The 21,740-nt window shown below is 63.7% G+C and carries 21 protein-coding genes and 2 tRNA genes; 3 read left to right on the forward strand and 20 right to left on the reverse strand.

Annotation, left to right across the window (positions count from 1 at the left end):
• Nucleotides 1–28: 28 nt before the first annotated feature.
• Nucleotides 29–1,129: an aldose epimerase family protein gene (locus tag U5A52_RS12940; RefSeq protein ID WP_321909078.1), complete on the forward strand. Its 1,101-nt coding sequence runs from the start codon at nt 29–31 to the stop codon at nt 1,127–1,129.
• Between the two features lie 20 nt (nt 1,130–1,149).
• On the opposite strand, the gene U5A52_RS12945 is transcribed toward U5A52_RS12940, so the two are convergent.
• Together U5A52_RS12945 and U5A52_RS12950 are read right to left on the reverse strand one after the other, a co-directional pair.
• Nucleotides 1,150–2,010: a 3-hydroxybutyryl-CoA dehydrogenase gene (locus U5A52_RS12945; protein ID WP_321909080.1), complete on the reverse strand. Its 861-nt coding sequence runs from the start codon at nt 2,008–2,010 to the stop codon at nt 1,150–1,152.
• A gap of 186 nt (nt 2,011–2,196) precedes the next feature.
• Nucleotides 2,197–2,517 carry a DUF190 domain-containing protein gene (locus tag U5A52_RS12950; protein WP_321909081.1) on the reverse strand — a complete coding sequence of 107 codons (321 nt, stop codon included), beginning with the start codon at nt 2,515–2,517 and terminating at the stop codon, nt 2,197–2,199.
• A gap of 352 nt (nt 2,518–2,869) precedes the next feature.
• Between U5A52_RS12950 and U5A52_RS12955 the strand changes: the two genes are divergently transcribed.
• On the forward strand, nt 2,870–4,267 hold the full coding sequence (locus U5A52_RS12955) for an MFS transporter (RefSeq protein WP_321934952.1): 1,398 nt from the start codon (nt 2,870–2,872) through the stop codon (nt 4,265–4,267).
• A gap of 121 nt (nt 4,268–4,388) precedes the next feature.
• Here the strand turns inward: U5A52_RS12955 and U5A52_RS12960 are convergent, their stop codons facing one another.
• The 16 genes from U5A52_RS12960 to U5A52_RS13035 form a co-directional block, all read right to left on the reverse strand.
• Nucleotides 4,389–5,327, reverse strand: a complete 939-nt coding sequence (locus tag U5A52_RS12960; RefSeq protein ID WP_321909085.1) for a DMT family transporter — start codon at nt 5,325–5,327, stop codon at nt 4,389–4,391.
• Between the two features lie 227 nt (nt 5,328–5,554).
• Nucleotides 5,555–5,631 (reverse strand) — tRNA-Pro (locus U5A52_RS12965).
• A 93-nt stretch (nt 5,632–5,724) separates the two neighbouring features.
• Nucleotides 5,725–6,123 (reverse strand): MerR family transcriptional regulator, encoded by a 399-nt coding sequence (locus U5A52_RS12970; protein ID WP_321909087.1) that lies wholly within the window; start codon nt 6,121–6,123, stop codon nt 5,725–5,727.
• A gap of 127 nt (nt 6,124–6,250) precedes the next feature.
• Nucleotides 6,251–6,661: an integration host factor subunit alpha gene (locus U5A52_RS12975; protein ID WP_028204248.1), complete on the reverse strand. Its 411-nt coding sequence runs from the start codon at nt 6,659–6,661 to the stop codon at nt 6,251–6,253.
• Between the two features lie 91 nt (nt 6,662–6,752).
• Nucleotides 6,753–9,209: a phenylalanine--tRNA ligase subunit beta gene (gene pheT, locus U5A52_RS12980; RefSeq protein WP_321934953.1), complete on the reverse strand. Its 2,457-nt coding sequence runs from the start codon at nt 9,207–9,209 to the stop codon at nt 6,753–6,755.
• A 108-nt stretch (nt 9,210–9,317) separates the two neighbouring features.
• Nucleotides 9,318–10,331, reverse strand: coding sequence for a phenylalanine--tRNA ligase subunit alpha (gene pheS / locus U5A52_RS12985; protein WP_321934954.1), 1,014 nt, complete (start codon nt 10,329–10,331; stop codon nt 9,318–9,320).
• 223 nt (nt 10,332–10,554) lie between these two features.
• Nucleotides 10,555–10,914, reverse strand: coding sequence for a 50S ribosomal protein L20 (gene rplT, locus U5A52_RS12990; RefSeq protein ID WP_004192938.1), 360 nt, complete (start codon nt 10,912–10,914; stop codon nt 10,555–10,557).
• A gap of 30 nt (nt 10,915–10,944) precedes the next feature.
• Nucleotides 10,945–11,142 (reverse strand): 50S ribosomal protein L35, encoded by a 198-nt coding sequence (gene rpmI, locus U5A52_RS12995; protein WP_004191477.1) that lies wholly within the window; start codon nt 11,140–11,142, stop codon nt 10,945–10,947.
• 293 nt (nt 11,143–11,435) lie between these two features.
• Complete coding sequence (gene infC / locus U5A52_RS13000; protein WP_158759059.1) at nt 11,436–11,957, reverse strand: translation initiation factor IF-3; 522 nt, start codon at nt 11,955–11,957, stop codon at nt 11,436–11,438.
• A 50-nt stretch (nt 11,958–12,007) separates the two neighbouring features.
• Nucleotides 12,008–13,915: a threonine--tRNA ligase gene (gene thrS, locus U5A52_RS13005; protein WP_321934955.1), complete on the reverse strand. Its 1,908-nt coding sequence runs from the start codon at nt 13,913–13,915 to the stop codon at nt 12,008–12,010.
• Between the two features lie 275 nt (nt 13,916–14,190).
• A tRNA-Val gene (locus U5A52_RS13010) sits at nt 14,191–14,267 on the reverse strand.
• 72 nt (nt 14,268–14,339) lie between these two features.
• Nucleotides 14,340–16,589, reverse strand: a complete 2,250-nt coding sequence (locus U5A52_RS13015) for a bifunctional (p)ppGpp synthetase/guanosine-3',5'-bis(diphosphate) 3'-pyrophosphohydrolase (protein WP_321934956.1) — start codon at nt 16,587–16,589, stop codon at nt 14,340–14,342.
• 88 nt (nt 16,590–16,677) lie between these two features.
• Nucleotides 16,678–17,031, reverse strand: coding sequence for a RidA family protein (locus tag U5A52_RS13020; protein ID WP_158757491.1), 354 nt, complete (start codon nt 17,029–17,031; stop codon nt 16,678–16,680).
• Between the two features lie 96 nt (nt 17,032–17,127).
• On the reverse strand, nt 17,128–18,021 hold the full coding sequence (locus U5A52_RS13025; RefSeq protein ID WP_321909095.1) for an alpha/beta hydrolase: 894 nt from the start codon (nt 18,019–18,021) through the stop codon (nt 17,128–17,130).
• A 170-nt stretch (nt 18,022–18,191) separates the two neighbouring features.
• Entirely contained in the window at nt 18,192–18,833 is a 642-nt protein-coding gene (locus tag U5A52_RS13030; protein WP_321909097.1) for a CoA transferase subunit B, read from the reverse strand.
• A gap of 15 nt (nt 18,834–18,848) precedes the next feature.
• A complete protein-coding gene (locus U5A52_RS13035) occupies nt 18,849–19,568 on the reverse strand; it encodes a CoA transferase subunit A (RefSeq protein WP_321909099.1) in 720 nt (239 codons plus the stop codon).
• Nucleotides 19,569–19,825: 257 nt separating this feature from the next.
• On the opposite strand from U5A52_RS13035, the gene U5A52_RS13040 reads away from it, so the two are divergent.
• Entirely contained in the window at nt 19,826–20,398 is a 573-nt protein-coding gene (locus U5A52_RS13040; protein WP_321934957.1) for a LuxR C-terminal-related transcriptional regulator, read from the forward strand.
• A 24-nt stretch (nt 20,399–20,422) separates the two neighbouring features.
• Here U5A52_RS13040 and U5A52_RS13045 read toward each other — a convergent pair whose 3' ends face one another.
• Both U5A52_RS13045 and U5A52_RS13050 read right to left on the reverse strand, forming a co-directional pair.
• Nucleotides 20,423–20,863 (reverse strand): acyl-CoA thioesterase, encoded by a 441-nt coding sequence (locus U5A52_RS13045; RefSeq protein WP_321909102.1) that lies wholly within the window; start codon nt 20,861–20,863, stop codon nt 20,423–20,425.
• Nucleotides 20,864–20,928: 65 nt separating this feature from the next.
• A complete protein-coding gene (locus U5A52_RS13050) occupies nt 20,929–21,705 on the reverse strand; it encodes an SDR family oxidoreductase (protein WP_321909103.1) in 777 nt (258 codons plus the stop codon).
• Nucleotides 21,706–21,740: the final 35 nt, after the last annotated feature.

Below are 21,740 nucleotides of genomic sequence, written 5' to 3' on the forward strand. Positions count from 1 at the left end.
CGCTTTCTTCATACGTTATCTGCACCTCATGAACACTCTTGCTGCCCATCCGACTTCCGAACCGTGGGGCGCCCTGCCCGGCGGCGACGCCGTGCGGCTCTACACGCTGCGCAACGCGCAGGGCATGAAGGTGACGGTCAGCGATCTTGGCGCGACGCTCGTCTCGTGGCTCGCCCCCGATCGCGCCGGCCGCCTCGCAGACATCCTGCTCGGCCACGACACGCCCGCCGACTATCTCGCGGCCACCACGTACATGGGCGCGCTGGTCGGGCGCTGGGCCAACCGCATCAGGAGTGCGCACTTCACGCTGGACGGAATCGACTATCCGCTCGATCGCAACGAGAACGGCAATCTTCTGCATGGTGGCGTGAACGGCTTTCACCGGCAGATATGGCAGGTGGAAGAAGATCGGGGCGCGCTGGTGCTGCGGCTCGATTCGCCGGAAGGCGATGGCGGCTTTCCGGGCAACGTGAGCGTGCAGGTGCGCTATACGCTCGACGACGACGGCACGCTCACGATCGAATACGAGGGCGTGGCCGATGCGCCCACGCCGCTCAATCTCACGAGCCACGGCTACTTCAACCTCTCCGGCGAAACGAGCCCGGACATTCGCGGCCACGTGCTGACGATCGACGCCGACGCGTTCCTCGAAGTCGATCCTCAATTGATTCCCGAGCGCATTGCCGACGTCTCGGGCAGCGCGTTCGACTTCCGCCACGGTGCGCCGCTGGGCGCGCGGCTCGACTGGCCGAACGACCAGCTCGAACGCGCGCGCGGTTTCGACCACTGCTATGTGCTACGCGCGCCCGAGAGCACGGCGGGCACGCTGCACGCCGCGCCGGGCCGCTGGCCCGTGCGGCCGGTCGCACGCGTGTACGAGCCGGGCAGCGGGCGCGAGCTCGCCGTCTCGACCGACCAGCGCGGGCTGCAGCTTTATACAGGGAATTATCTGGAAGGTCAGCCTGGACGCCGCGGCGCGACGTGCGCGCGCTACGCGGGGCTGTGCCTCGAAGCGGGCGGCTTCCCGAACCAGATCAACATGGAAGCGCCCGCGTGCGACGAAGTGGTGCTACGGCCCGGCAAGACGTATCAACAGGTCACGCAATACCGCGTTAGCGTGCTCGACTGAAGCCAGCCGGGCGCAATCGGTCAGGCGGCCTTGTCGTACTGATAGACACCGCGGCCGGTCTTGCGGCCGAGCTGGCCCGCCGCGACCATCTCGCGCAGCAGCGGGCACGCGCGATACTTCGAGTCGCCGAAGTCCTTCAGGAACACGTCCATCACCGAGAGGCACACGTCGAGGCCGATCAGGTCCGCCAGCGCGAGCGGGCCGATCGGGTGACTGGCGCCGAGCTTCATGCCGGCATCGATTTCCTCGGCGCTCGCAGTGCCTTCCGCTAGCACGAAGAACGCCTCGTTGATCATCGGCACCAGAATGCGGTTCACGACGAAGCCGGGCGCGTTCTTCACGGCGATCGGCGTCTTGTCGAGACGCTGCGCCATTTCGCGCACAGACTCGGCCACCTCCGCGCGCGTTTGCAGGCCGCTGATCACCTCGACGAGCGGCATCATCGGCACCGGGTTGAAGAAGTGCATGCCGATGAAGCGCGACGGATCGGCGAGCGTGCTCGCGAGCGCCGTGATCGAGATCGACGAGGTGTTCGACGCGATGATCGCGTCGGGGCGGGCTGCGGCCTCGATCTGCTTGAGAATGCGCGTTTTCAGCTCGGCGTTCTCGGTCGCCGCCTCGATCACGAGATCGACGCCCGCGAGACGCTGGTAGTCGGTGGTCGTTTCGATTCGGGCGAGCGCGGCGTCGCGCACGCCCGCATCGAGCTTCCCCTTCGAGACGAGCCGCTCCAGGCTGTGCGTGAGCGTCGCGACGCCCTTGGCGAGCGCCGCGTCGGTGACGTCGATCATCACCGCCTTGAGCCCCGCCACCGCCACCGCCTGGGCGATGCCGTTGCCCATCGTGCCTGCGCCCACGATCCCTACCGTTTCGATTGCCATGCCTCGTCCTCACTCCTTGTCTGCGACCCCGGCGAGTCGCTATGGGAAATGCCGGTCATGCGGCGCTACGCGTGGTGCACCGCACCAATACCCACAGTGTAACGGGTAGTGGGAATTGGCCGGAACTCGCGTGACGGGGGGCCCCCAGCCGAATGCCTGCGCAGCGGCGCGAAAAGACGCTGGCCGTCAGACACCGCCGAGACGGCCGTAGTCGATTGGCGTGCGCGTATAGAAGAGTTCGACGCCACCCGCTTCCAGCGTGACGAGGAGCGCGTCGATGGAGGGCTCGTCGGCGACGATCAGCACCACAGCGGGCTCGTCGGCCAGATCGAAGAAGTGAGCGGCATGCATCTTTCCGTGGGCGTCGAGGCCCTCGTAGCCTTCCAGCACGGTCACGCCGAAGACACCCTGCGCACGCGCGGCGTCAATGATCCAGGAGACCGCGGACTTGTGGCCCTTCTTGTGTTTGCGGCTCGTGTAGAGCGTCAGTTGACTGCCTGCGGGCATGGGGCCCTCCATGCGCTCGGAAGTACGTCGAATGGTCGGATGAGCGCCGCGCGACGGGCGGCATGCAAAAAAATTCTAGCACGCGTCCTTTCGGGTGCCGGTGCGCCGACGGTTATGGTCTGACTCCGAACTGCAACGACGTCGACGTCGCGCGCTCGGGCGTTTGCCGTACAGGCGAGAGAAAGAGAAAGCCCACGCCCGCCGCGATGAAGGGCTTAAAGCTCGGCTGTACCCAAATTGAGGACAGACGGCGCGCGCGCCCCTCGCATAATCCGCGTGAATTGTGATCCGCGGCAAACAACAACGCCATAAGCCTTGCCACGCTCACGTCCCGGTGCTTAGGAGGAGACACATGAGCCCAATCCCGCAAGGGCATGCTTCGCGCGTGCCGCACACGTCCGCGCAAACGCAGTCAAACTGCGCAGCCGCCACCGAACAGGTCACCCGCAAGGTCTCGCGCCATTTGCTCGGTTTCCTGTTCCTGCTGTTCGTCGTGTCGTTTCTCGACCGCATCAACATCGGCTTCGCAGGCCTGACGATGATGAAAGACCTCGGCCTGACGAGCACGCAGTTCGGCTTCGCCACCACCCTCTTCTACGTCGCCTATATCGCATGCGGCATTCCGGGCAATCTCATGCTCGCGCGCATCGGCGCGCGCCGCTGGATTAGCTTCATCATGATTGCGTGGGGCCTCGCCTCCACCGCGACGATGTTCGCCACCAACGCCACCACGCTCTACTGGCTGCGTATGCTGGTTGGCGTGACCGAGGCAGGCTTCTTGCCCGGCATGCTGCTCTATTTGACCTGCTGGTTCCCGAGCGCGTGGCGCGCGCGGGCGAATGCCCTCTTCATGATCGCCATGCCCGTGACGGCTGCACTCGGCTCTGCAGTCTCGGGCTATATCCTCAAGCTCGACGGCCATGCAGGACTGGCCGGCTGGCAATGGCTCTTCGTGCTCGAAGGCATGCCGGCTGCACTGCTCGGCTGCGTGGCGTTCCTCTACCTGGACGACACGCCACGCGCCGCGCGCTGGCTCAGCGTGGAGGAAAAACGCACGCTCGAAGCCGCGCTCGCCGAGCCGGCCGACGACGCGCTCGCTTCGACCACGGCGCACGCAGCGAACGAACGCAGCCTTTGGCAGCAACTGCGCTCGCCGGTGGTTCTGCGCTTCGCGGCGGCGTACTTCTGCCTCGTCAACACACTCGCCATGGTCGCCGTGTGGGCGCCGCTGATCGTGAAGGGTTTCAGCGCAGGGGCGAGCAACGTCACCGTGGGCCTCGTCGCGACGATTCCGCAGCTCGTCACGATCGTCGCGATGATCGCGTGGGGCCGCCGCTCGGACCGGCGCCAGGAACGCAAATGGCACCTTGCCGCGCCGATGCTGCTCTCGGGGATTGGCTGCGTGTTGACGGCGCAAGGCGGCGCACCGCTCGTGCAGCTGCTCGGCGTGTGCCTCGCATCGGCGGGGTCGTACACGGCGATGTCGATCTTCTGGACCACGCCCGATCAGGCGTTCACGCCGCAAGCGCGCGCGGTGGGCATCGCGGTGATCAATGCGATCGGCAATATCAGTTCGGCGGCCAATCCGCTCGTCGTGGGCTGGCTCAAGGATGCGACGCACAGCTATGCGGCGGGGCTCATCTATTCCGCGGTGCTGCTCGTGCTGGGAGCGATGATTGTGGCAACGTTGCCGATTGGGCGCAGCGGTCGTGAGAAGGAAGTCAAAGCCGCGCCGCGTGCGGTGGCTTGAGCAAGCTGGAAGGTGTGAAAAACGCGCGACGCCAGTCGCCGCGCGATTTCGTGGATCCTGCGCGCAAGGCAGTGTGCCGCGCGGCGCGCACAGCGCACGCAACGCACTATGCGCTGTCTTGCTAGCGCTCCGCGCCTGCTCCGCTGCGACGCGCGGTGAAGCCCGGCAAGCGCTTCACGAAGCCAGTCGCGAGCGCCGTGCCCACCAGAATCGCCGCGCACGCTTCGACCATGCCCATCGACACGCGCTCGCCGAGAAAGAGCGCGCCCCACAGAATGCCGAAGATAGGGATCACGAACGTCACCGTGATTGCGCGCGCCGGGCCCACGGCTGCGATCAGCCTGAAGAACAACAGATAGGCGACACCCGTACACGCTACGCCCAGGCCGAGCACCGCGCCCCACGCATGCAGTGAGACGGGCGCTGCGGGCCAGGTGACCAAAGCGATAGGCGCGAGCACGAGAGTCGCGCCCGTCATCGTCCCGGCAGCGACCGTGAGCGGATCGGCGCCCGTGAGATGACGCTTCGTGTAGCTCGCAGCCACGCCGTACAGCGCCGCTGCGACCAGCGCAGCAAGGGCGGCGAGTACGGCGCTCGTGGAGGACGCGCCGTCGCCGGCGTGCGTCACGACCTGATCCCAGACGAGCGCGAGCACACCCGCGAATCCGATTGCCAGCCCGACCACACGCAACCCGCTCAGACGATCCTTGAGCCAGACATACGCAACGACTGCGCCCCACAGCGGCGTGGTCGCGTTGATCACAGACGTAACGCCCGCGGAGAGCGTAAGCTCGGCCCACGCGAAAAGGCAGAACGGTGCGGCCGAATTGAGGATGCCGACGACGAAGAGCGGCCATGCGCGTTCGCGCAGCGTGCCGAGCGCTTCGCGTGCAGGGCGCCGCGAGAACAGCACGAGCAGAAGGAACAACGCGCCGATGCCAACGCGCAGCGCCATGAGCGGCGCGACGCCGAAATCGGTCACGCCGACACGGATGAACAGAAACGACCCGCCCCATAGGGCGGCGAGGATGACCAGCTGCACGAGTTCGATCGGGTTCATGTGAAGTGACGCTGTATGGGGTTGCGCGCGGGCGCGCGATGCGACGTATCACGGGCGCGAAGTACGCGTATCGTAAGGCGAGCGGCACGCGCCGTATAACGAAGGATTCTCACCGATATGTGAGAAAAATTGACAGCCGGATCTTGCGGTGTCATCGCGCCACCTGTTTTGCAGCGCGCCAAAAGACAAAGCCCGCGTAATCTTTCGATTACGCGGGCTCTATTTTCTGGTCGGGGCGAGAGGATTTGAACCTCCGACCACCTGCACCCCATGCAGGTACGCTACCAGGCTGCGCTACGCCCCGAGAGCTAGAAAGTATAACAGAGAGTTTCTCTAATTAGAACCGCTTCGCACGTAATTCGTGAACGACTCACATGCATGCGTTCTGAGAGGTGTATCAACGCCCGAGCGCATCGAGCACGTGCAGCAATTCCTTGCGCAACTGGTCGACGTCGACGAGCGCTGTCGTGCCTTCAGAAGCTTGCGCACCCACCGCTTCCGACTGCCCCGCTTCATCGGCCGCCGCCCCATGGGAATCGAGCCGATTGCGCGCGCCGTTGATCGTGAAGCCCTGCTCGTAAAGCAGTTCGCGAATGCGACGGATCAGCAATACCTCGTGATGCTGGTAATAGCGGCGATTGCCGCGCCGCTTCACCGGCTTCAACTGCGTGAACTCCTGCTCCCAATACCGAAGTACGTGTGGCTTCACGCCGCACAGCTCGCTCACCTCGCCAATGGTGAAGTAGCGCTTGGCGGGTATGGGAGGCAAGACGACCTTTTCGCTTGTCGATGTCATCGCCGGTTTGCCGTCGTGGTGGTTGCGCAATGAGGCGTCGCCGCCTGGGTCCTTGAAGTCCGCTCTTTCTACTTATTCGTTCACGCCCGCCATATTGCCACCGCCGCGGGCAGACAAGCTCAACGCATCAACGCGGGAAGCTTGCCTCGGCGCCGCTCTCCACGAGCGCCTTGAGCTTCTGGCTCGCATGGAACGTCACCACGCGACGCGCCGCGATGGGGATCGCCTCACCCGTTTTCGGATTACGGCCGGGGCGTTGCGGCTTGTCGCGCAACTGGAAATTGCCGAAGCCGGACAGCTTCACGCTGTCGCCGCTTTCCAGCGCGTCGCGAATCACTTCGAAGAAGGCTTCGACCATGTCTTTCGCTTCGCGCTTGTTGAGCCCAACATTGTCGAACAGCAGCTCTGCGAGTTCGGCTTTGGTCAGCGTGGGCGTGTCGTTCGTGGCGCTTGCCGACGAGGCAGGAATGTCGCGAATCATGGCGCTACGCTGTGCCGCAAGAAGGGCTTCGAAATCACTCGAGTTCATTTCGTTCATCTATCTATGAAATGGCGCGCTTCCGGTTGCGAAGTTGATCTGCAACCTCGCAAACCAGAAAGCGATGTCGGTACGTGATGAGCCGAGGAGCTTATCCGCGCAACCGGGCGCCATACACTCGAGCCAGGCGATCCACCAGGGACTTGATGGCCGCATCGACCGTTTCGTCCTGAAGGGTTCCGCCAGTATCTTGCAGGGTCACCCGGAAGGCAAGGCTTTTCTCGTCCGCGCCAAGTCCGGAAGTATTTGATTTTGCACGAAATTCATCGAAAAGCGCAACCCTCTGCACAATCCGGCAAGCCTCGTCTTGCATGCCTTTCTGGAACTCGTCGAGCAGTGCTTGCACCTCGATCTTTTGATCGACAACAAGTGCGATGTCGCGACGGACCGGCGGGAATTTCGAGACTTCGGTAGGCGTGGGCAGCTCGCGCGCCATCAGTGCGTCGGCCTCGACCTCGAAGAGCATCGGTGCGTGCGGCAGGTCGTACTTCTGCATCCAGCGCGGATGCAGCTCGCCAATCCAACCCACCGACTTGCCATCGACTTCGATGCGCGCGCTACGTCCCGGATGCAGCGCCGGGTGCTCGGCCTTCACGAAACGCGGCGCCTTGGCCGCGCCAAGCGATGCGAACAGCGCTTCGAGATCGCCCTTCACGTCGAAAAAGTCGACGCCGCGCGTCTGCGCGCCCCACTGCTCTTCGAGCGCGGAACCGTAGGCGAGTGCGCCAATCATCTTCGGTTGTGCGAAACCTTCCACCGCCATCTCGCCGGCCTTGATCGACGGATCGTTCAGGAACACGCGGCCTGCTTCGAACACGCGCACGCGGTCGGCGCGGCGGTTCAGGTTATGGCGCAGCACGTTGATGAGGCTGCCGAACAGCGTCGTGCGCATGACCGAGAGCTGGCTCGCGATCGGGTTCAGCAGCTTCACGGGATTCGCGTTGCCCGCGAAGTCCTGCTCCCACTCGGCGTCGACGAAGCTGAAGTTGATCGTTTCAGCGTAATCGCGCGCGGCAAGCGCGTGACGAATGGCGTGAATCGAGCGGCGCGTTTCGTTGGTCGCGCGCATTTCGCTGCGCGCCACCGGCGGCAGCGCGGGAATCTTTTCGACGCCGTAGATACGCGCGACTTCTTCGATCAAGTCTTCTTCGATCTCGATGTCGAAACGGTACGGCGGCGGCGTCACGCTGAAGCGCTCGTCGCCCGCATTGTCCACGCTGCGCGTGAACGTGAGACCAAGGCGCGTGAAGATTTGCGCGATCTCGTCGGCACTGATCTTCACGCCGATGATGCGGTTCGCACGCGCGACGCACATCGTCACCGGCTCGCGCTTGGGCACGTTCACGGTTTGATCGTCGATCGGGCCGGCTGCGCCGCCGCAGATGTCGAGGATCAGTTGCGTGATGCGCTCGATGTGCTCGACCGTCGTCGACCAGTCCACGCCGCGCTCGAAACGATGGCCTGCATCGGTCGAGAAGTTGTAGCGGCGCGAGCGGCCACGAATGCTGTCCGGCCACCAGAATGCGGCTTCGAGATAGATGTTCGTGGTGTCGAGCGTGACGGCCGTGCTGTCGCCGCCCATGATGCCTGCAAGGCTTTCGATCTCGCGGTTGTCGGCGATCACGCCGACCGTTTCATCGACTTCGACCGTATTGCCGTTGAGCAGCTTGAGCGTTTCGCCCTTCTTGCCCCAGCGCACGTCCATCGAACCGTGGATCTTGTCGAGATCGAACACGTGCGAAGGACGGCCCAGTTCGAGCATCACATAGTTCGAGATGTCGACGAGCGCCGAGATGCTGCGCTGGCCCGAGCGCTCGAGACGCTCGACCATCCACAGCGGCGTTTTCGCGTGCGCGTTCACGCCGCGGATCACGCGGCCCGAGAAGCGGCCGCATAGGTCCGGCGCCGAGATCGTCACGGGCAGCTTTTCATCGAGCTTCACTTCGACCTTCGGATACACGGGCGCCTGCAGCGGCGCGCCGGTGATCGCAGCCGTTTCGCGCGCGATGCCGTACACCGAAAGGCAATCGGCCTTGTTCGGCGTGAGCTTGATTTCGAAGATGGTGTCGTCGAGGTTCAGCGCTTCGCGGATGTCCTGGCCGATCGGCGTGTCTTCCGGCAGGATCATCAGGCCGCTGTGGTCTTCCGAGAGCTTCAGTTCGCGCGCCGAGCACAGCATGCCCTGGCTTTCCACGCCACGCAGCTTCGAGAGCTTGATCGCGAAAGGCTTGCCGCCCTCTTCCGCGGGCGGCAGTTCGGCGCCCACGAGCGCCACGGGCACCTTGATGCCCGGAGCGACATTGGGCGCGCCGCACACGATCTGCAGCGTCGCGCCGGTGCCGGCATCGACCTGCGTGACGTTGAGCTTGTCCGCGTCCGGGTGCTTCACGACTTCGAGCACGCGGCCCACGACGATCTTCGTGGTGGGCGGCGCGGCCGGGCTCAGGCCTTCGACTTCGAGGCCGGCCATCGTGAGCGCGTGGGCCAGTTCATCGGTCGTGAGCTTCGGATCGACAAAGCTTCTCAGCCAGGATTCGGGGAATAGCATTTGGTTTTACGTTCCAGACAGATTGTGACCGTCGCGAAGCGGGTTCTCGCGCACCTTCATCCAGTGCTGCGTCCGCCTCGCGCTCTGCAAGCGAGTGCGTCGCTCCGTTCAGGCGAACTGACGCAAGAAGCGCAGATCGCCTTCGAAGAACAGGCGCAAATCCTGCACGCCATAACGCAGCATCGTCAGGCGTTCGAGGCCGCTGCCGAACGCAAAGCCGATGTAGCGCTCCGGGTCGAGGCCCATGTTGCGGATCACGCTCGGATGCACCTGGCCCGAACCCGAGATCTCGAGCCACTTGCCGGCGTTCTTGCCTTGCTCGAACATCATGTCGATTTCGGCCGAGGGCTCCGTGAATGGGAAGTACGACGGACGGAAGCGCACCTTGATGTCGTCACGTTCGAAGAATTTCTTGAGGAAGTCGGTGTAGACACCCTTCAGGTCAGCGAAGCTGATGTTCTCTTCGATCCACAGGCCTTCGACCTGGTTGAACATCGGCGAGTGCGTGGCGTCGCTGTCAACGCGATACGTGCGGCCCGGCACGATCACCTTGATAGGCGGCGTGTGCGTGCGCGCATAGCGCACCTGCATCGGACTCGTGTGCGTGCGCAACAAAAGCTGACGGCCATCCGCGTCCTTGCCGTCCACGTAGAACGTGTCCTGCATCGAGCGCGCCGGATGGTTTTCCGGGCTGTTGAGCGAGGTGAAGTTGTACCAGTCGGTTTCGATCTCGGGACCGTCGGCCACGTCGAAGCCGATCGAGCCGAAGATGCGCTCGACGCGTTCCCACGTCTGCATCACGGGGTGCAGGCTGCCCGTACCCGTGCCGCGACCCGGCAGCGTGACGTCGATCGCCTCGGCGGCGAGACGCTGGTTCAGGAGCGCGTCGGCGAGCGCCTGGCGGCGCGCGTTGAGTGCGGCTTCCACCTGCTGCTTGACGGCGTTGATGCGCGCGCCTTCGGTCTTGCGCGTTTCCGGGTCGAGCTTGCCGAGACCCTTGAGCAGTTCGGTCAGCGCACCGGACTTGCCGAGAAAACGGGCCTTTTCGTTTTCAAGCGTGTTGACGTCGGGGGCGCAAGCGAACGCGCCTTGCGCGTCGGCGACAATCTGGTCCAGATCCATTGATCCCATCTTTTCAGCGTCAGAGTTTGAGACTTAGCGCAGCGATGCGCCATCACGACCCGCGATGATCGAGCGTGGCAATGACGGCGCGAAGGCACTGCATGAAGCGGCGCAAGAAGCGTAATTACCAACAAAAACGGGGCTCGGTGAGGAGCCCCGTTTTTGTTGCAGCATCACCGAAACAACCGGACGCTGCTGCAACGAACCTGCGCAATACCTGCTATCAGGCAGCGACGGCGGCCTTCACCTGCTTGACGATCGCAGCAAATGCAGCCTTGTCGAACACAGCCATGTCAGCCAGAACCTTACGGTCGAGTTCGATCGAAGCCTTCTTCAGGCCGTTGATGAACACGCTGTAGGTCATGTCGTGCTGACGCACCGCCGCGTTGATACGCGTGATCCACAGTGCGCGGAACACACGCTTCTTGTTGCGGCGATCGCGGTAGGCGTATTGGCCAGCGCGCATGACCGCCTGCTTGGCGATGCGGTAGACGTTATTGCGACGGCCGCGGTAACCCTTGGCCAGGTTGATGATCTTCTTGTGGCGGGCCCGTGCGGTAACCCCACGTTTGACTCGAGGCATGTTTCGCTCCTATGAGTTATCGGTTGAGGATTACGCGAACGGCAGCATTGCGCGCACGGAGTTCAGATCGGAATCATGAACGGCCGTTGCACCACGCAGATGACGCTTGTTCTTGGTGGTCTTCTTCGTCAGGATGTGACGCTTGAAGGCTTGACCGCGCTTGACGGTACCGCCCGGACGAACCACGAAGCGCTTTGCAGCGCTCTTCTTGGTCTTCATCTTCGGCATGACAGACTACTCCATTATTTGATGGACATGGGTGTGCGGTTGGCGCGGTGTTCACACACCTTGCCGGGACTTCCGCCCTTCGAAACCCACTCCACTTGTTTTGGCGACTGGCTGGCTTTTTGAAAAACAAGCTCGCCGCCGCTTTCAGGAAAAACGCCCGTTTGCCGCACTTCACGTGCAGCGCGCGGGCGCCGTTCCGGAACCTGCTTGCCGCCTTCGACGCAATAGCGTCGAAGACGTCATTGAAAACTGCTTTCGGCCGCCGCGCATCGAACACCCGCGCAGCCCGCCAATTACTTCTTCTTCTTCGGCGAGAGCACCATGATCATCTGGCGCCCTTCCATCTTCGGCATTTGCTCGACCTGACCGACTTCATCGAGGTCGGTGCGCAGGCGCTCGAGCATACGCATACCGATTTCCTGGTGAGCCATTTCGCGGCCCCGGAAACGCAACGTGATCTTCGTCTTGTCGCCATCTTCGAGGAAGCGGACGAGATTACGCAGCTTGACGTTGTAATCGCCGTCATCGGTACCCGGGCGGAATTTGACTTCCTTGACCTGGATGACCTTCTGCTTGAGCTTGGCCTCGTGCTGCTTCTTCGATTCCTGGTACTTGAACTTGCCGTAGTCCATCAAGCGGCATACAGGAGGCACCGCCTGAGGAGCAATTTCAACCAGATCGACGTCCTGCTGTTCCGACATGCGGAACGCATCGGCCAGCTTTACGATGCCGAGCGGCTCGTTCTCGATTCCGACGAGACGCACCTCGGGTGCAGTGATTTCACCGTTGATGCGATGCGACTTATCCGTAGCGATGTTACGTTTCCTCTAAAAATTAAAAAAACGAGCCGCGCTGCCGCAGTGGCTTACCTGAACGTCTTGACGTCTTCCGCAAGACGCGCTGTAAAGGCATCGACAGGCATGACACCCAGATCGACGCCGCCACGGGCACGCACGGCTACCGTTTGTGCTTCACGCTCCTTGTCGCCGACGACAAGCAGGTACGGGACCTTCTCAAGCGTGTGCTCGCGTATTTTATAGCTAATTTTCTCGTTGCGCAAATCGCCTACCACTCTAAGCCCTTGTTTTTGCAACGATTGGACCAGATTCGCGGCATATTCGGCCTGACTTTCCGCGATATTCATCACAACGGCCTGCACCGGAGCGAGCCACGGCGGCATCGCGCCGGCATGGTGCTCGATCAGAATGCCGAGGAAACGCTCCATCGAACCAAGAATGGCGCGGTGCAGCATGATCGGGCGGCGGCGGCTGTTGTCTTCGGCCACGTACTCGGCGCCGAGGCGCTCCGGCAGCACCATGTCGAGCTGCAGCGTGCCGCACTGCCACGAGCGGCCGAGCGCGTCCTTGATGTGGTACTCGACCTTCGGACCGTAGAACGCGCCCTCGCCCGGCAGCTCTTCCCACTGCAGGCCGCAGGCCGTGAGCGCCTCGCGCAGGCCCTGCTCGGCGCGATCCCACGTCTCATCCGTCCCCGCGCGCGAATCCGGGCGCAGCGACAACTTGATGTCGATGTGATCGAACCCGAAATCCTTGTAGATGCTCATCGCCAGCGTGTTGAAGGCGATCGACTCGCTGATGATCTGGTCTTCCGTACAGAAGATGTGCGCATCGTCCTGGACGAAGCCGCGCACGCGCATCAGGCCGTGCAGCGCGCCCGACGCCTCGTTGCGGTGGCACGAGCCGAACTCGGCGTAACGCAGGGGCAGATCGCGATACGAGCGCAGGCCGTGATTGAACACCTGGACGTGGCCCGGGCAGTTCATCGGCTTGATCGCGTAATCGCGCTTTTCCGACTCCGTCGTGAACATGTTTTCACGATAGTTCTGCCAGTGACCCGACGCTTCCCAGAGCGAACGGTCCATGATCATCGGGGTCTTGATCTCGTCGTAGCCAGCCACGCGCAGGCGGCCGCGCATGTACTGCTCGACCTGCTGCCACAGCGTCCAGCCCTTCGGGTGCCAGAACACCATGCCCGGCGACTCGTCCTGCATGTGGAACAGATCGAGCTGCTTGCCGAGCTTGCGGTGATCGCGCTTCTCGGCTTCTTCGAGCATATGGAGGTACTGGTCCTGGTCTTCCTTCTTCGTCCAGGCCGTGCCGTAGATGCGCTGCAGCTGCTCGTTCTTCGAGTCGCCGCGCCAGTACGCGCCTGCGACCTTCATGAGCTTGAAGACCTTGAGCTTGCCCGTGGACGGCACGTGCGGGCCGCGGCACAGGTCCGTGAAGCCGCCGTGCGAGTACAGCTTGATCTCTTCCGCACCCGGAATCGACTCGATGATCTCGGCCTTGTACTTCTCGCCAATGCTCTTGAAGTAGTCCACGGCTTCGCCGCGCGTGACAACGCGGCGCGACACCGGCTCATCCTTCTTCGAGAGCTCCTGCATGCGCTTTTCGATCTTTTCAAGATCTTCGGGCGTGAAGGGACGGTTGTACGCGAAGTCGTAGTAGAAACCGTTGTCGATGACCGGCCCGATCGTGACCTGGGCTTCCGGATACAGCTCCTTCACCGCGTAGGCGAGCAAGTGGGCCGTGGAGTGACGGATGATGTCGAGGCCGTCGGCATCCTTGTCCGTGACGATGGCGAGCGATGCGTCGCGATCGATCAGCGTCGACGTATCGACCAGTTCGCCGTCGAGCTTGCCGCCGAGCGCCGCCTTGGCGAGGCCGGGGCCAATCGAAGCCGCCACTTCGGCGACCGTGACGGGATGATCGTACTGTCGAACCGAACCGTCGGGCAGACGTATCGCAACCATGTTTTTCTCCAGAAGTGCCGCGAAGGCACATCGTATTGTTCGTGGGAACAGACCGCGGAAAACTTCGCAGCGAAAAAAAATGCGGCCCCGCTTTCGAGGGGCCGCATTCACTTTTCAAACCAGACTGCAGAGGCGAAAGAGGTCCTCGACTAGCGTCGCTCCGAAGTAGTTTCGGTAAACGTTCGCGGTGTCATAACCGTAGTCGCCTTGAGCGCAGAGCGCTTTTTACTGCATGTGAAGCCTCGGCAAAACCACCGCCGCGACCTCGATTTCGTTGGTAGGCTCGATTGGACTCGAACCAACGACCCCCACCATGTCAAGGTGGTGCTCTAACCAGCTGAGCTACGAGCCTGAAGAAGAAAGATTATATGAAGTACCCGCAGACTTGGCAAGCTTTTTTTGCAGCGCGCCAATTCTGGCCGCCTCAGCCCTTGCGCGACGCCCGCTGCACCCCGCCCACCTCGCCCAGCAGCACGCAGGCGCGCTGGATCTGCGCGGAATTCGACACTTCCACCGTGAACTGCATGTACGCCGCATTGCGGCGCGACTGCGTCTTCACGCCGATCACGTTCATCTTCTCGCGCGCGAACACTTCGGAGATGTCGCGCAGCAAACCCTGGCGGTCAGTGGCCTCGATCGAAATATCGACCGGGTAGACCGACTGGCCGCGCCCGCCCATCACGTCGGCGGACCAGGTGGTATGCAGCACGCGCTCGGGCGCACGGTCGGCCATGCGCAGGAACGTCGGGCAATCGCTGCGATGAATCGACATGCCCTTGCCGCGCGTGACGAAACCGCTGATCGCGTCGGGCGGCGCGGGCCGGCAACAGCGCGCGAGCTGGGTCAGCAGCGCATCCACGCCGACCACCAGCACGCCCGACGACCCGCCATGCGCGACGTTCGCGCCGCTCGCGCGCTTGGTGAGCTGTTCGGGCGTTTCCTCCTCGGGCTCGGCCGCGGGCGCGTCGTGCAATGCGTGCTCGACATTGCGCAGGCTGAACTCTTCCTTGCCGACCACGCTGAAGAGATCGTCGGGCGACTTGAAGCCGAGCTTGGCCGCGAGCTGATCGAGATTGACCGACGTGCGGCCCTCGCGCTGCAGCGTCTTTTCCACCATCGCGCGGCCGTTGGCGATGTTTTCCTGCGCTTCGATCGCGTTGAACCACGCGCGCACCTTCTGGCGCGCACGCGGGCTATGCAGATAGCCGAGCTGCGGATTGAGCCAGTCGCGCGACGGCCCGCCCTCCTTCACCGAAACGATCTCGACCGTCTGGCCGTTGCGAAGCTGGGTGTTCAGCGGCACCATCGCGCCGTCCACGCGCGCGCCACGGCAGCGATGGCCCAGTTCGCTGTGCAGGTGATACGCGAAGTCGAGCGGCGTCGCGCCTTGCGGCAGCGCGATCACGCGCGCCTGGGGCGTGAGAACATAGATGTGGTCGTCGTCGAGCGTGGCCTGGCGCAACTGCTCCCACGGCTGGCGAGCGTCCGAGACATCGTCCTTCCAGGCAAGCAACTGGCGCAGCCACGCGATCTTCTCGTCGTAGCTGCTGCTTGCGCTGAACTGGCCGCCGTAGCCCTTCGCACCGGCCTCCTTGTAGCGCCAGTGCGCGGCCACGCCGTACTCGGCGAACTGATGCATCTCCTGCGTGCGGATCTGCACCTCGAACGCGCGGCCGTCGTCGCCGATCACGACGGTGTGCAGCGAGCGATATCCATTGGGCTTGGGCCGCGAGATGTAGTCGTCGAACTCCTTCGGCACCGGCTGCCAGAGGTTGTGCACGATGCCGAGCACCGTGTAGCAATCCTTGATGTCGGGCACGATCACGCGGAACGCGCGCACATCGTAAAGCTCGGAGAAGTCGATCTCCTTGCCGCGCATCTTCTTCCAGATGCTGTAGATGTGCTTGGGCCGCCCGCTCACTTCGGCGGGGATATGCGCGGCGGCAAGCTCACTCTGCAGCCGCGCGATCGCCTCGGCCACGTAGCTCTCGCGTTCCACGCGCTTTTCGTCGAGCAGCTTCGCGATGCGCTTGTAGGTAGCGGGCTCCTGAAAGCGGAACGCGAGATCTTCGAGTTCCCACTTGAGTTGCCAGATGCCCAGCCGGTTGGCGAGCGGCGCGTAGATTTCGAGCGACTCGTGCGCGATCTCGGGCGCGGGCGTGATCTTGGCCGCCGCATAAAAGCGCAGCGACTGCAGGCGCGACGCGAGCCGGATCAGCACGACGCGGATGTCCTGCGCGAACGCGAGCAGCATCTTGCGCAACGACTCGACCTGCGCGCGCCGCGCCGCCTGGGCGTCGCGCCCTTCGCGGCCGGCTTCGGGCACGGCCTGCTGCGCCGCCCGCAGGCTCACGCTGCCAAGCCGCAACAGCTTGCGCACGTCGAACACCAGCTTGGCGACTTCCGCGCCGAAGCGCGCTTCGAGCGTGGCTTCCGGATCGTCGAGATGCGGCGCGAGATTGAAGAGCGCCGCGGCGAGCACGGCAGGCGGATCGACGTTGAGCCGGCTCATGATGGACGCCGTGCCCTGCGCGTGCTCGATGAGCGGCTCGCCGGTGGAAAGACGTGCGTCGCCGGCGTGCTCGCGCACGAACGCAAGCGCGTCGTCGAGCGACGGCAGCGCGCCGGTATCGGCGGAAACCGCGGGGGCGGGAGGAACGGTGTCGCTACTCATGAGGCGATGCCCGCCGGCATGCCGGACGGGCGACAACGAAAAGGATCAAACACACTCGGTGAAACTACGCCGACTGAACGACTTGCACTCAATCGCGCTGCGCAGCCACCACGACGATCTCGACGAGGCATTCCGGATTCGCGAGCTTCGCTTCGACCGTCGCGCGCGGCGGCGTCGCGCCTTGCGCAACCCACTTGTCCCACTCGGCGTTCATGCCGGGGAAATCCTTCATGTCGGCGATATAGATCTGCACCGAGAGAAGCAGCGACTTGTCGCTGTTCGCCTCGCCCAGCAGGCGGTCGATGTGGCCGAGCACTTCACGCATCTGGCCGGCGATGTCCTCTTTCGTGTCCTCGGCGATCTGGCCAGCCAGGTAGACGGTGCCATTGTGGATGGCGGTTTCCGAAAGACGCGGGCCAACGTGGTGACGAATGACTGCCATGAAAATTCCTGTTGAGAAGTGAAAAACGATCGACTTCCGGGCCGGCGCGAGCCAGCGCGCATGCAAGCGCACCGGAATATGCCGGCGAATCTCATATTATGACGCGCGAAGGCCCTCGCCGTCGAAAAAACGGCGCGCGATCGCGATCTGGTCGGGCGCGAGGAACGCGGGCGCATGCCCGACGCCCTCGATTTCGACGCTCGATACGTTGCGCCCGGTCTCGACCATCTTCGTGACCGTTTCGCGCGAAAGCAGGTCCGAAAGCGCTCCGCGCACGACAAGCACGGGCCCCTCGAACGCAGCGAGCGAGCGCCACAGAAACTTCTCGCCCTCTTCGTTCTGCTCCGGCGTGGTCGACTTGAAGGGTTCGGCAATGCGCGGGTCGTAGCGGTAGCGCCACTGGCCGTCCACTTCGTGCAGCAACGGCGTATTGATCTCGCGCCACTCCCCGGCGCTGAGCGGGCCGAACGAAGCCGCGAGAAGCGCCGCGTTGTCGATGCCTTCCTGAAGCGTAGCGAAAGACCCGCCTTGCCCGACGTACTCGCCGATGCGAGCAAGCGACGCGGGTTCGATATGCGGCCCGATGTCGTTGAGCAGCATGCGGCCAATGGGCGAGCCCGGCAGCCCCGCGAGCGCCATGCCGATCAGGCCGCCCATCGAGGTGCCAAACCAGTCGACTTTCTCCACGCCGGTGCGCGCGATCAACGTAACCATGTCCGCGAGGTACTGCGCGACGCCGTAGCCGCGCGGGTCGAGCAGCCACGATGAGAGACCGCGCCCGGCCACGTCGGGGCAGACAACACGGTATTCGTCGGCCATGGCAGCGGCAAAGCGGTCGAAGTCGCGTCCCGAGCGCGTGAGTCCGTGCACGCATACGAGCACGCGCGGATTGGCGGGGTCGCCCCACTCGGTGTACGCGATGCGGTGCAGGCCCGCGGGACTCAGGCACTGCACATATTGCTGGCGCGGCACAGCGGTCGATTCGGTCATCGCGGGATCCTCGCTCGAAGGCGCATCAAGACTTTCGGCCGATTGTAAACGGCTTTGCCGCGCGGCATCGGTGGCAAAGCCGCACGCAACCCGCACCGAAAAGCACGGCCAAAACGAAACGGGCGAGACCGAAGTCTCGCCCGCCGCCAATCGTGCTAACGCTACGACTTTCAGCTCACAGCGCTCACATCGAGCGGCGCGCCAGTCTTGGCCTTGATCTCGTCCACCGTCACGCCCGGCGCCAGCTCGGTCACCTTCAGACCTGCATCGCTCACTTCCATCACGCCGAGATCGGTGATGATGAGGTCGACCACGCCCACGCCCGTCAGCGGCAGCGTGCAGGCGTCGAGAATCTTGTGCTGGTCGCCCTTTGCCACGTGCTCCATCAGCACGACCACACGGCCAACGCCCGCCACGAGGTCCATCGCGCCGCCCATGCCCTTGATCATCTTGCCGGGGATCATCCAGTTGGCCAGGTCGCCCTTCTCGCTCACCTGCATGGCGCCGAGGATCGCCAGGTTGATGTGGCCGCCGCGAATCATCGCGAACGAGTCCGCCGACGAGAAAATCGACGAACCCGGCAGCGTCGTCACGGTCTGCTTGCCGGCGTTGATCATGTCGGCGTCCACTTCCTCTTCGGTCGGGAACGGGCCGATGCCGAGCAGGCCGTTTTCCGACTGCAGCCACACCTCCATGCCCGCGGGCACGTGGTTGGCCACGAGCGTCGGCAGGCCGATGCCGAGGTTCACGTAGAAGCCGTCCTGCAGTTCCTTCGCCGCGCGCGCGGCCATTTCGTCACGATTCCATGCCATGGTCGGTCTCCTTGCTCAGTTGCTCGCGGCGTTGCCGGCTGCGGCGCGCACGGTGCGTTGTTCGATGCGCTTTTCCGGGTGCGCGTTGAGCACGATGCGCTGCACGAAGATGCCCGGCGTATGGATGGCGTCCGGATCGAGCGCGCCGTTCTCGACGATCTCCTCCACTTCCGCCACGGTGATCTTGCCGGCCATCGCGCACATCGGGTTGAAGTTGCGCGCCGTGCGGCGGAAGACCAGGTTGCCCGACTTGTCGGCCTTCCACGCCTTCACGAGCGCGACATCGGCCGTGAGCGAATGCTCGAGCACGTAGTGCTTGTCGCCGAACTGGCGCGTTTCCTTGCCCTCGGCGATCAGCGTGCCGAAGCCGGTATTCGTGAAGAACGCCGGAATGCCGGCGCCGCCCGCGCGCAGCTTTTCAGCCAGCGTGCCTTGCGGCGTGAATTCGAGTTCGAGTTCGCCCGACAGATACTGGCGCTCGAATTCCTTGTTCTCGCCCACGTAAGACGAGATCATTTTCTTGATTTGGCGCGTCTCCAGCAGCAAGCCGAGGCCGAAGCCGTCCACACCCGCGTTGTTGCTGATGCAGGTGATGCCCTTCACGCCCGTATCGCGCAGTGCGCCGATCAGCGCTTCGGGAATGCCGCAGAGGCCAAAGCCGCCAACCGCGAATGTCTGCCCGTCCTTGACGATGCCTTCGAGCGCGGCAGCCGCGCTTTTATAGACCTTGTTCATCAGTGTGTCCCTTCCTCGAATGGAAATCCGCCAATCCGGTTTGTCGCGCGGACGTCGAGCGCGTCCGGATGCTCAATTCTAGTCATGCCCCGGTGGCGTTGCCGTGAAGCCGGCAGCCCGGCCGGGCGGCTCGCACGGGCTCTAACGAGCTGCGCGAGCCTTGAAATCTGCCCCTCCGATGGGTGCAAAGCGTACGCTGGCCCCCTGTTGCGGCACAATACGCAAAACTACATAAAGCAATACCCGCACCGTCCGCCATGGCCGCTCCAATCCAATCCGCCGAACGCTCCGCTCTCGACTACCAGACCGCGTTCCATCTCGCGCCCATCGGCCTCGTGCTTGCGCGCGAGCGCACCATCGTCGATTGCAACGACCAGGTCGCCGCGATCTTCGGCTGCGCACGCGAGACGCTGATCGGCCAGTCGTTCCAGGTGCTCTACCCTTCTGCGGACGAGTTCGAGCGCATTGGCGCACGCATCCCGCCGATCATGACGGCGCAAGGCAGCTACGCCGACGACCGCATCATGAAGCGCGCCAACGGTGAGCTCTTCTGGTGTCACGTTACGGGGCGCTCGCTCGACCGCGCCGAGCCGCACGCGGCGGGCGTCTGGACGTTTGAAGACCTTAGCGCGACGCGACGCGTGGCCATCGAGCTCACGCCGCGCGAGCGCGAAATCGCCGCGCAGCTCGTGACCGGCAAGACCAGCAAGCAGATCGGGCGGATTCTCGATATCAGCCCGCGCACCGTGGATGTGTATCGTGCGCGCCTCATGCGCAAGTACGACACCGGCAACGCCACCGAGCTGCTGCAGCGGCTGCTCGGCCAGTAAAGGCGCGCGCCTGCGACGTAAGGCTCAGCCTACCCGGTCGGACTTGACGAGGCCCGCATGCTCGATGGTCGAGCGCAGCATGTCGGGAATCGGCACCGACTTGCCCGCCGCGTAATCGATCCACACGCAGCGCGCGTTTCCGCGTGCGTAGAGCGTGTCGGGCTCGTCGGCGCGGCGCAGCTCGAAACCGGTGTCGAAGCTGCTGCGGCCAGGCTGGCCGACCGTCATCGTGCAGACGATGTCGCCAGGGTAATGCAACTGCTTGAGGAATTCCATCGAAGCATTGACGATCACGGGCCCCTGGCCGTCGCCGCTCTCCGCGGCCACGCCCAGATGCTCGAACCAGGAAATCCGCACCTGCTCCATGTAGCGGAAGTAGACCGTGTTGTTCACATGGCCAAACGCGTCCATGTCGCCCCAACGGATCGGCATGGTCATCTCAAAAACGGGGTGGTAGTCACTCATTGCACTTCAACTTCTTGCTGTTGCGAAAAAACGGAATGCCGGCCGGCGGCCGGACTCGCCTGCACTCAGGTGAGCCCGAAGCCGTCGTCGGCGGTAATGATCGAACCGTTGATGAACGACGACTCGTCGGCGGCGAGCAGCAGCAGCAGGCCATCCAGGTCTTCGGGCATGCCGACGCGGTGGCGCGGCAGCATCGCGACGAGCTTTTGCCCCTGCTCCGTCGACCAGTGGTGATGGTTGATCTCCGTGTCGATGTAGCCCGGGCAGATCGCGTTCACGTTGATGCCGTGACGCCCCCATTCGAGCGCCATCGCCTTCGTCATATGGACGACCGCGGCCTTGCTGATCGCGTACAGGCCGATTTGCGGCAGCGCGCGCAGACCCGCCACCGAAGCAATATTGATGATGCGGTATGCCGGTTTCGGGCCGCCGCTGCCGCGCATGATCATGCGCTTGGCGACCTCCTGGGCCACGAAAAAGGCGCCGCGCGTGTTGGTGTCGAATACGTATTCAAAGTCGGCGGGCGTGACGTCGGCGAGCTTTTGCGTCGTGGACACGCCCGAGTTGTTGACGAGGATGTCGATGGTCCCCGCCTCGGTTTCCGCATGCGCGACTGCCGAGCGAATGCTCTGGTAGTCGGTCACGTCGAGCGACACGACGTGGGCGGCGCCCCCGCTCGCCTCGATTTCGGCGCGCAGTTCCTTGAGCCGCTCCACGCGGCGGCTTGCCAGCACGACCTTTGCGCCCGCCTGCGAGAGCACCTGGGCGAAGCGCTTGCCGAGCCCGCTGGAGGCCCCCGTGATCATCGCGACCTTGCCTTCCAGATTGATCGAACGGCCCATTTCCGGTTCCTGTTCAGAGGTGAATAAGCGCCAGA

Origin of the sequence: Paraburkholderia sp. J8-2, assembly GCF_905220195.1 — a bacterium.
Taxonomy (GTDB): domain Bacteria; phylum Pseudomonadota; class Gammaproteobacteria; order Burkholderiales; family Burkholderiaceae; genus Paraburkholderia.

Coding starts and splice junctions, on each gene's coding strand:
- U5A52_RS12940 (WP_321909078.1), top strand. CDS start 29: ATGAACACTCTTGCTGCCCATCCGACTTCCGAACCGTGGGGCGCCCTG.
- U5A52_RS12945 (WP_321909080.1), bottom strand. CDS start 2,010: ATGGCAATCGAAACGGTAGGGATCGTGGGCGCAGGCACGATGGGCAAC.
- U5A52_RS12950 (WP_321909081.1), bottom strand. CDS start 2,517: ATGCCCGCAGGCAGTCAACTGACGCTCTACACGAGCCGCAAACACAAG.
- U5A52_RS12955 (WP_321934952.1), top strand. CDS start 2,870: ATGAGCCCAATCCCGCAAGGGCATGCTTCGCGCGTGCCGCACACGTCC.
- U5A52_RS12960 (WP_321909085.1), bottom strand. CDS start 5,327: ATGAACCCGATCGAACTCGTGCAGCTGGTCATCCTCGCCGCCCTATGG.
- U5A52_RS12970 (WP_321909087.1), bottom strand. CDS start 6,123: ATGACATCGACAAGCGAAAAGGTCGTCTTGCCTCCCATACCCGCCAAG.
- U5A52_RS12975 (WP_028204248.1), bottom strand. CDS start 6,661: ATGAACGAAATGAACTCGAGTGATTTCGAAGCCCTTCTTGCGGCACAG.
- pheT (WP_321934953.1), bottom strand. CDS start 9,209: ATGCTATTCCCCGAATCCTGGCTGAGAAGCTTTGTCGATCCGAAGCTC.
- pheS (WP_321934954.1), bottom strand. CDS start 10,331: ATGGATCTGGACCAGATTGTCGCCGACGCGCAAGGCGCGTTCGCTTGC.
- rplT (WP_004192938.1), bottom strand. CDS start 10,914: ATGCCTCGAGTCAAACGTGGGGTTACCGCACGGGCCCGCCACAAGAAG.
- rpmI (WP_004191477.1), bottom strand. CDS start 11,142: ATGCCGAAGATGAAGACCAAGAAGAGCGCTGCAAAGCGCTTCGTGGTT.
- thrS (WP_321934955.1), bottom strand. CDS start 13,915: ATGGTTGCGATACGTCTGCCCGACGGTTCGGTTCGACAGTACGATCAT.
- U5A52_RS13015 (WP_321934956.1), bottom strand. CDS start 16,589: ATGAGTAGCGACACCGTTCCTCCCGCCCCCGCGGTTTCCGCCGATACC.
- U5A52_RS13020 (WP_158757491.1), bottom strand. CDS start 17,031: ATGGCAGTCATTCGTCACCACGTTGGCCCGCGTCTTTCGGAAACCGCC.
- U5A52_RS13025 (WP_321909095.1), bottom strand. CDS start 18,021: ATGACCGAATCGACCGCTGTGCCGCGCCAGCAATATGTGCAGTGCCTG.
- U5A52_RS13030 (WP_321909097.1), bottom strand. CDS start 18,833: ATGGCATGGAATCGTGACGAAATGGCCGCGCGCGCGGCGAAGGAACTG.
- U5A52_RS13035 (WP_321909099.1), bottom strand. CDS start 19,568: ATGAACAAGGTCTATAAAAGCGCGGCTGCCGCGCTCGAAGGCATCGTC.
- U5A52_RS13040 (WP_321934957.1), top strand. CDS start 19,826: ATGGCCGCTCCAATCCAATCCGCCGAACGCTCCGCTCTCGACTACCAG.
- U5A52_RS13045 (WP_321909102.1), bottom strand. CDS start 20,863: ATGAGTGACTACCACCCCGTTTTTGAGATGACCATGCCGATCCGTTGG.
- U5A52_RS13050 (WP_321909103.1), bottom strand. CDS start 21,705: ATGGGCCGTTCGATCAATCTGGAAGGCAAGGTCGCGATGATCACGGGG.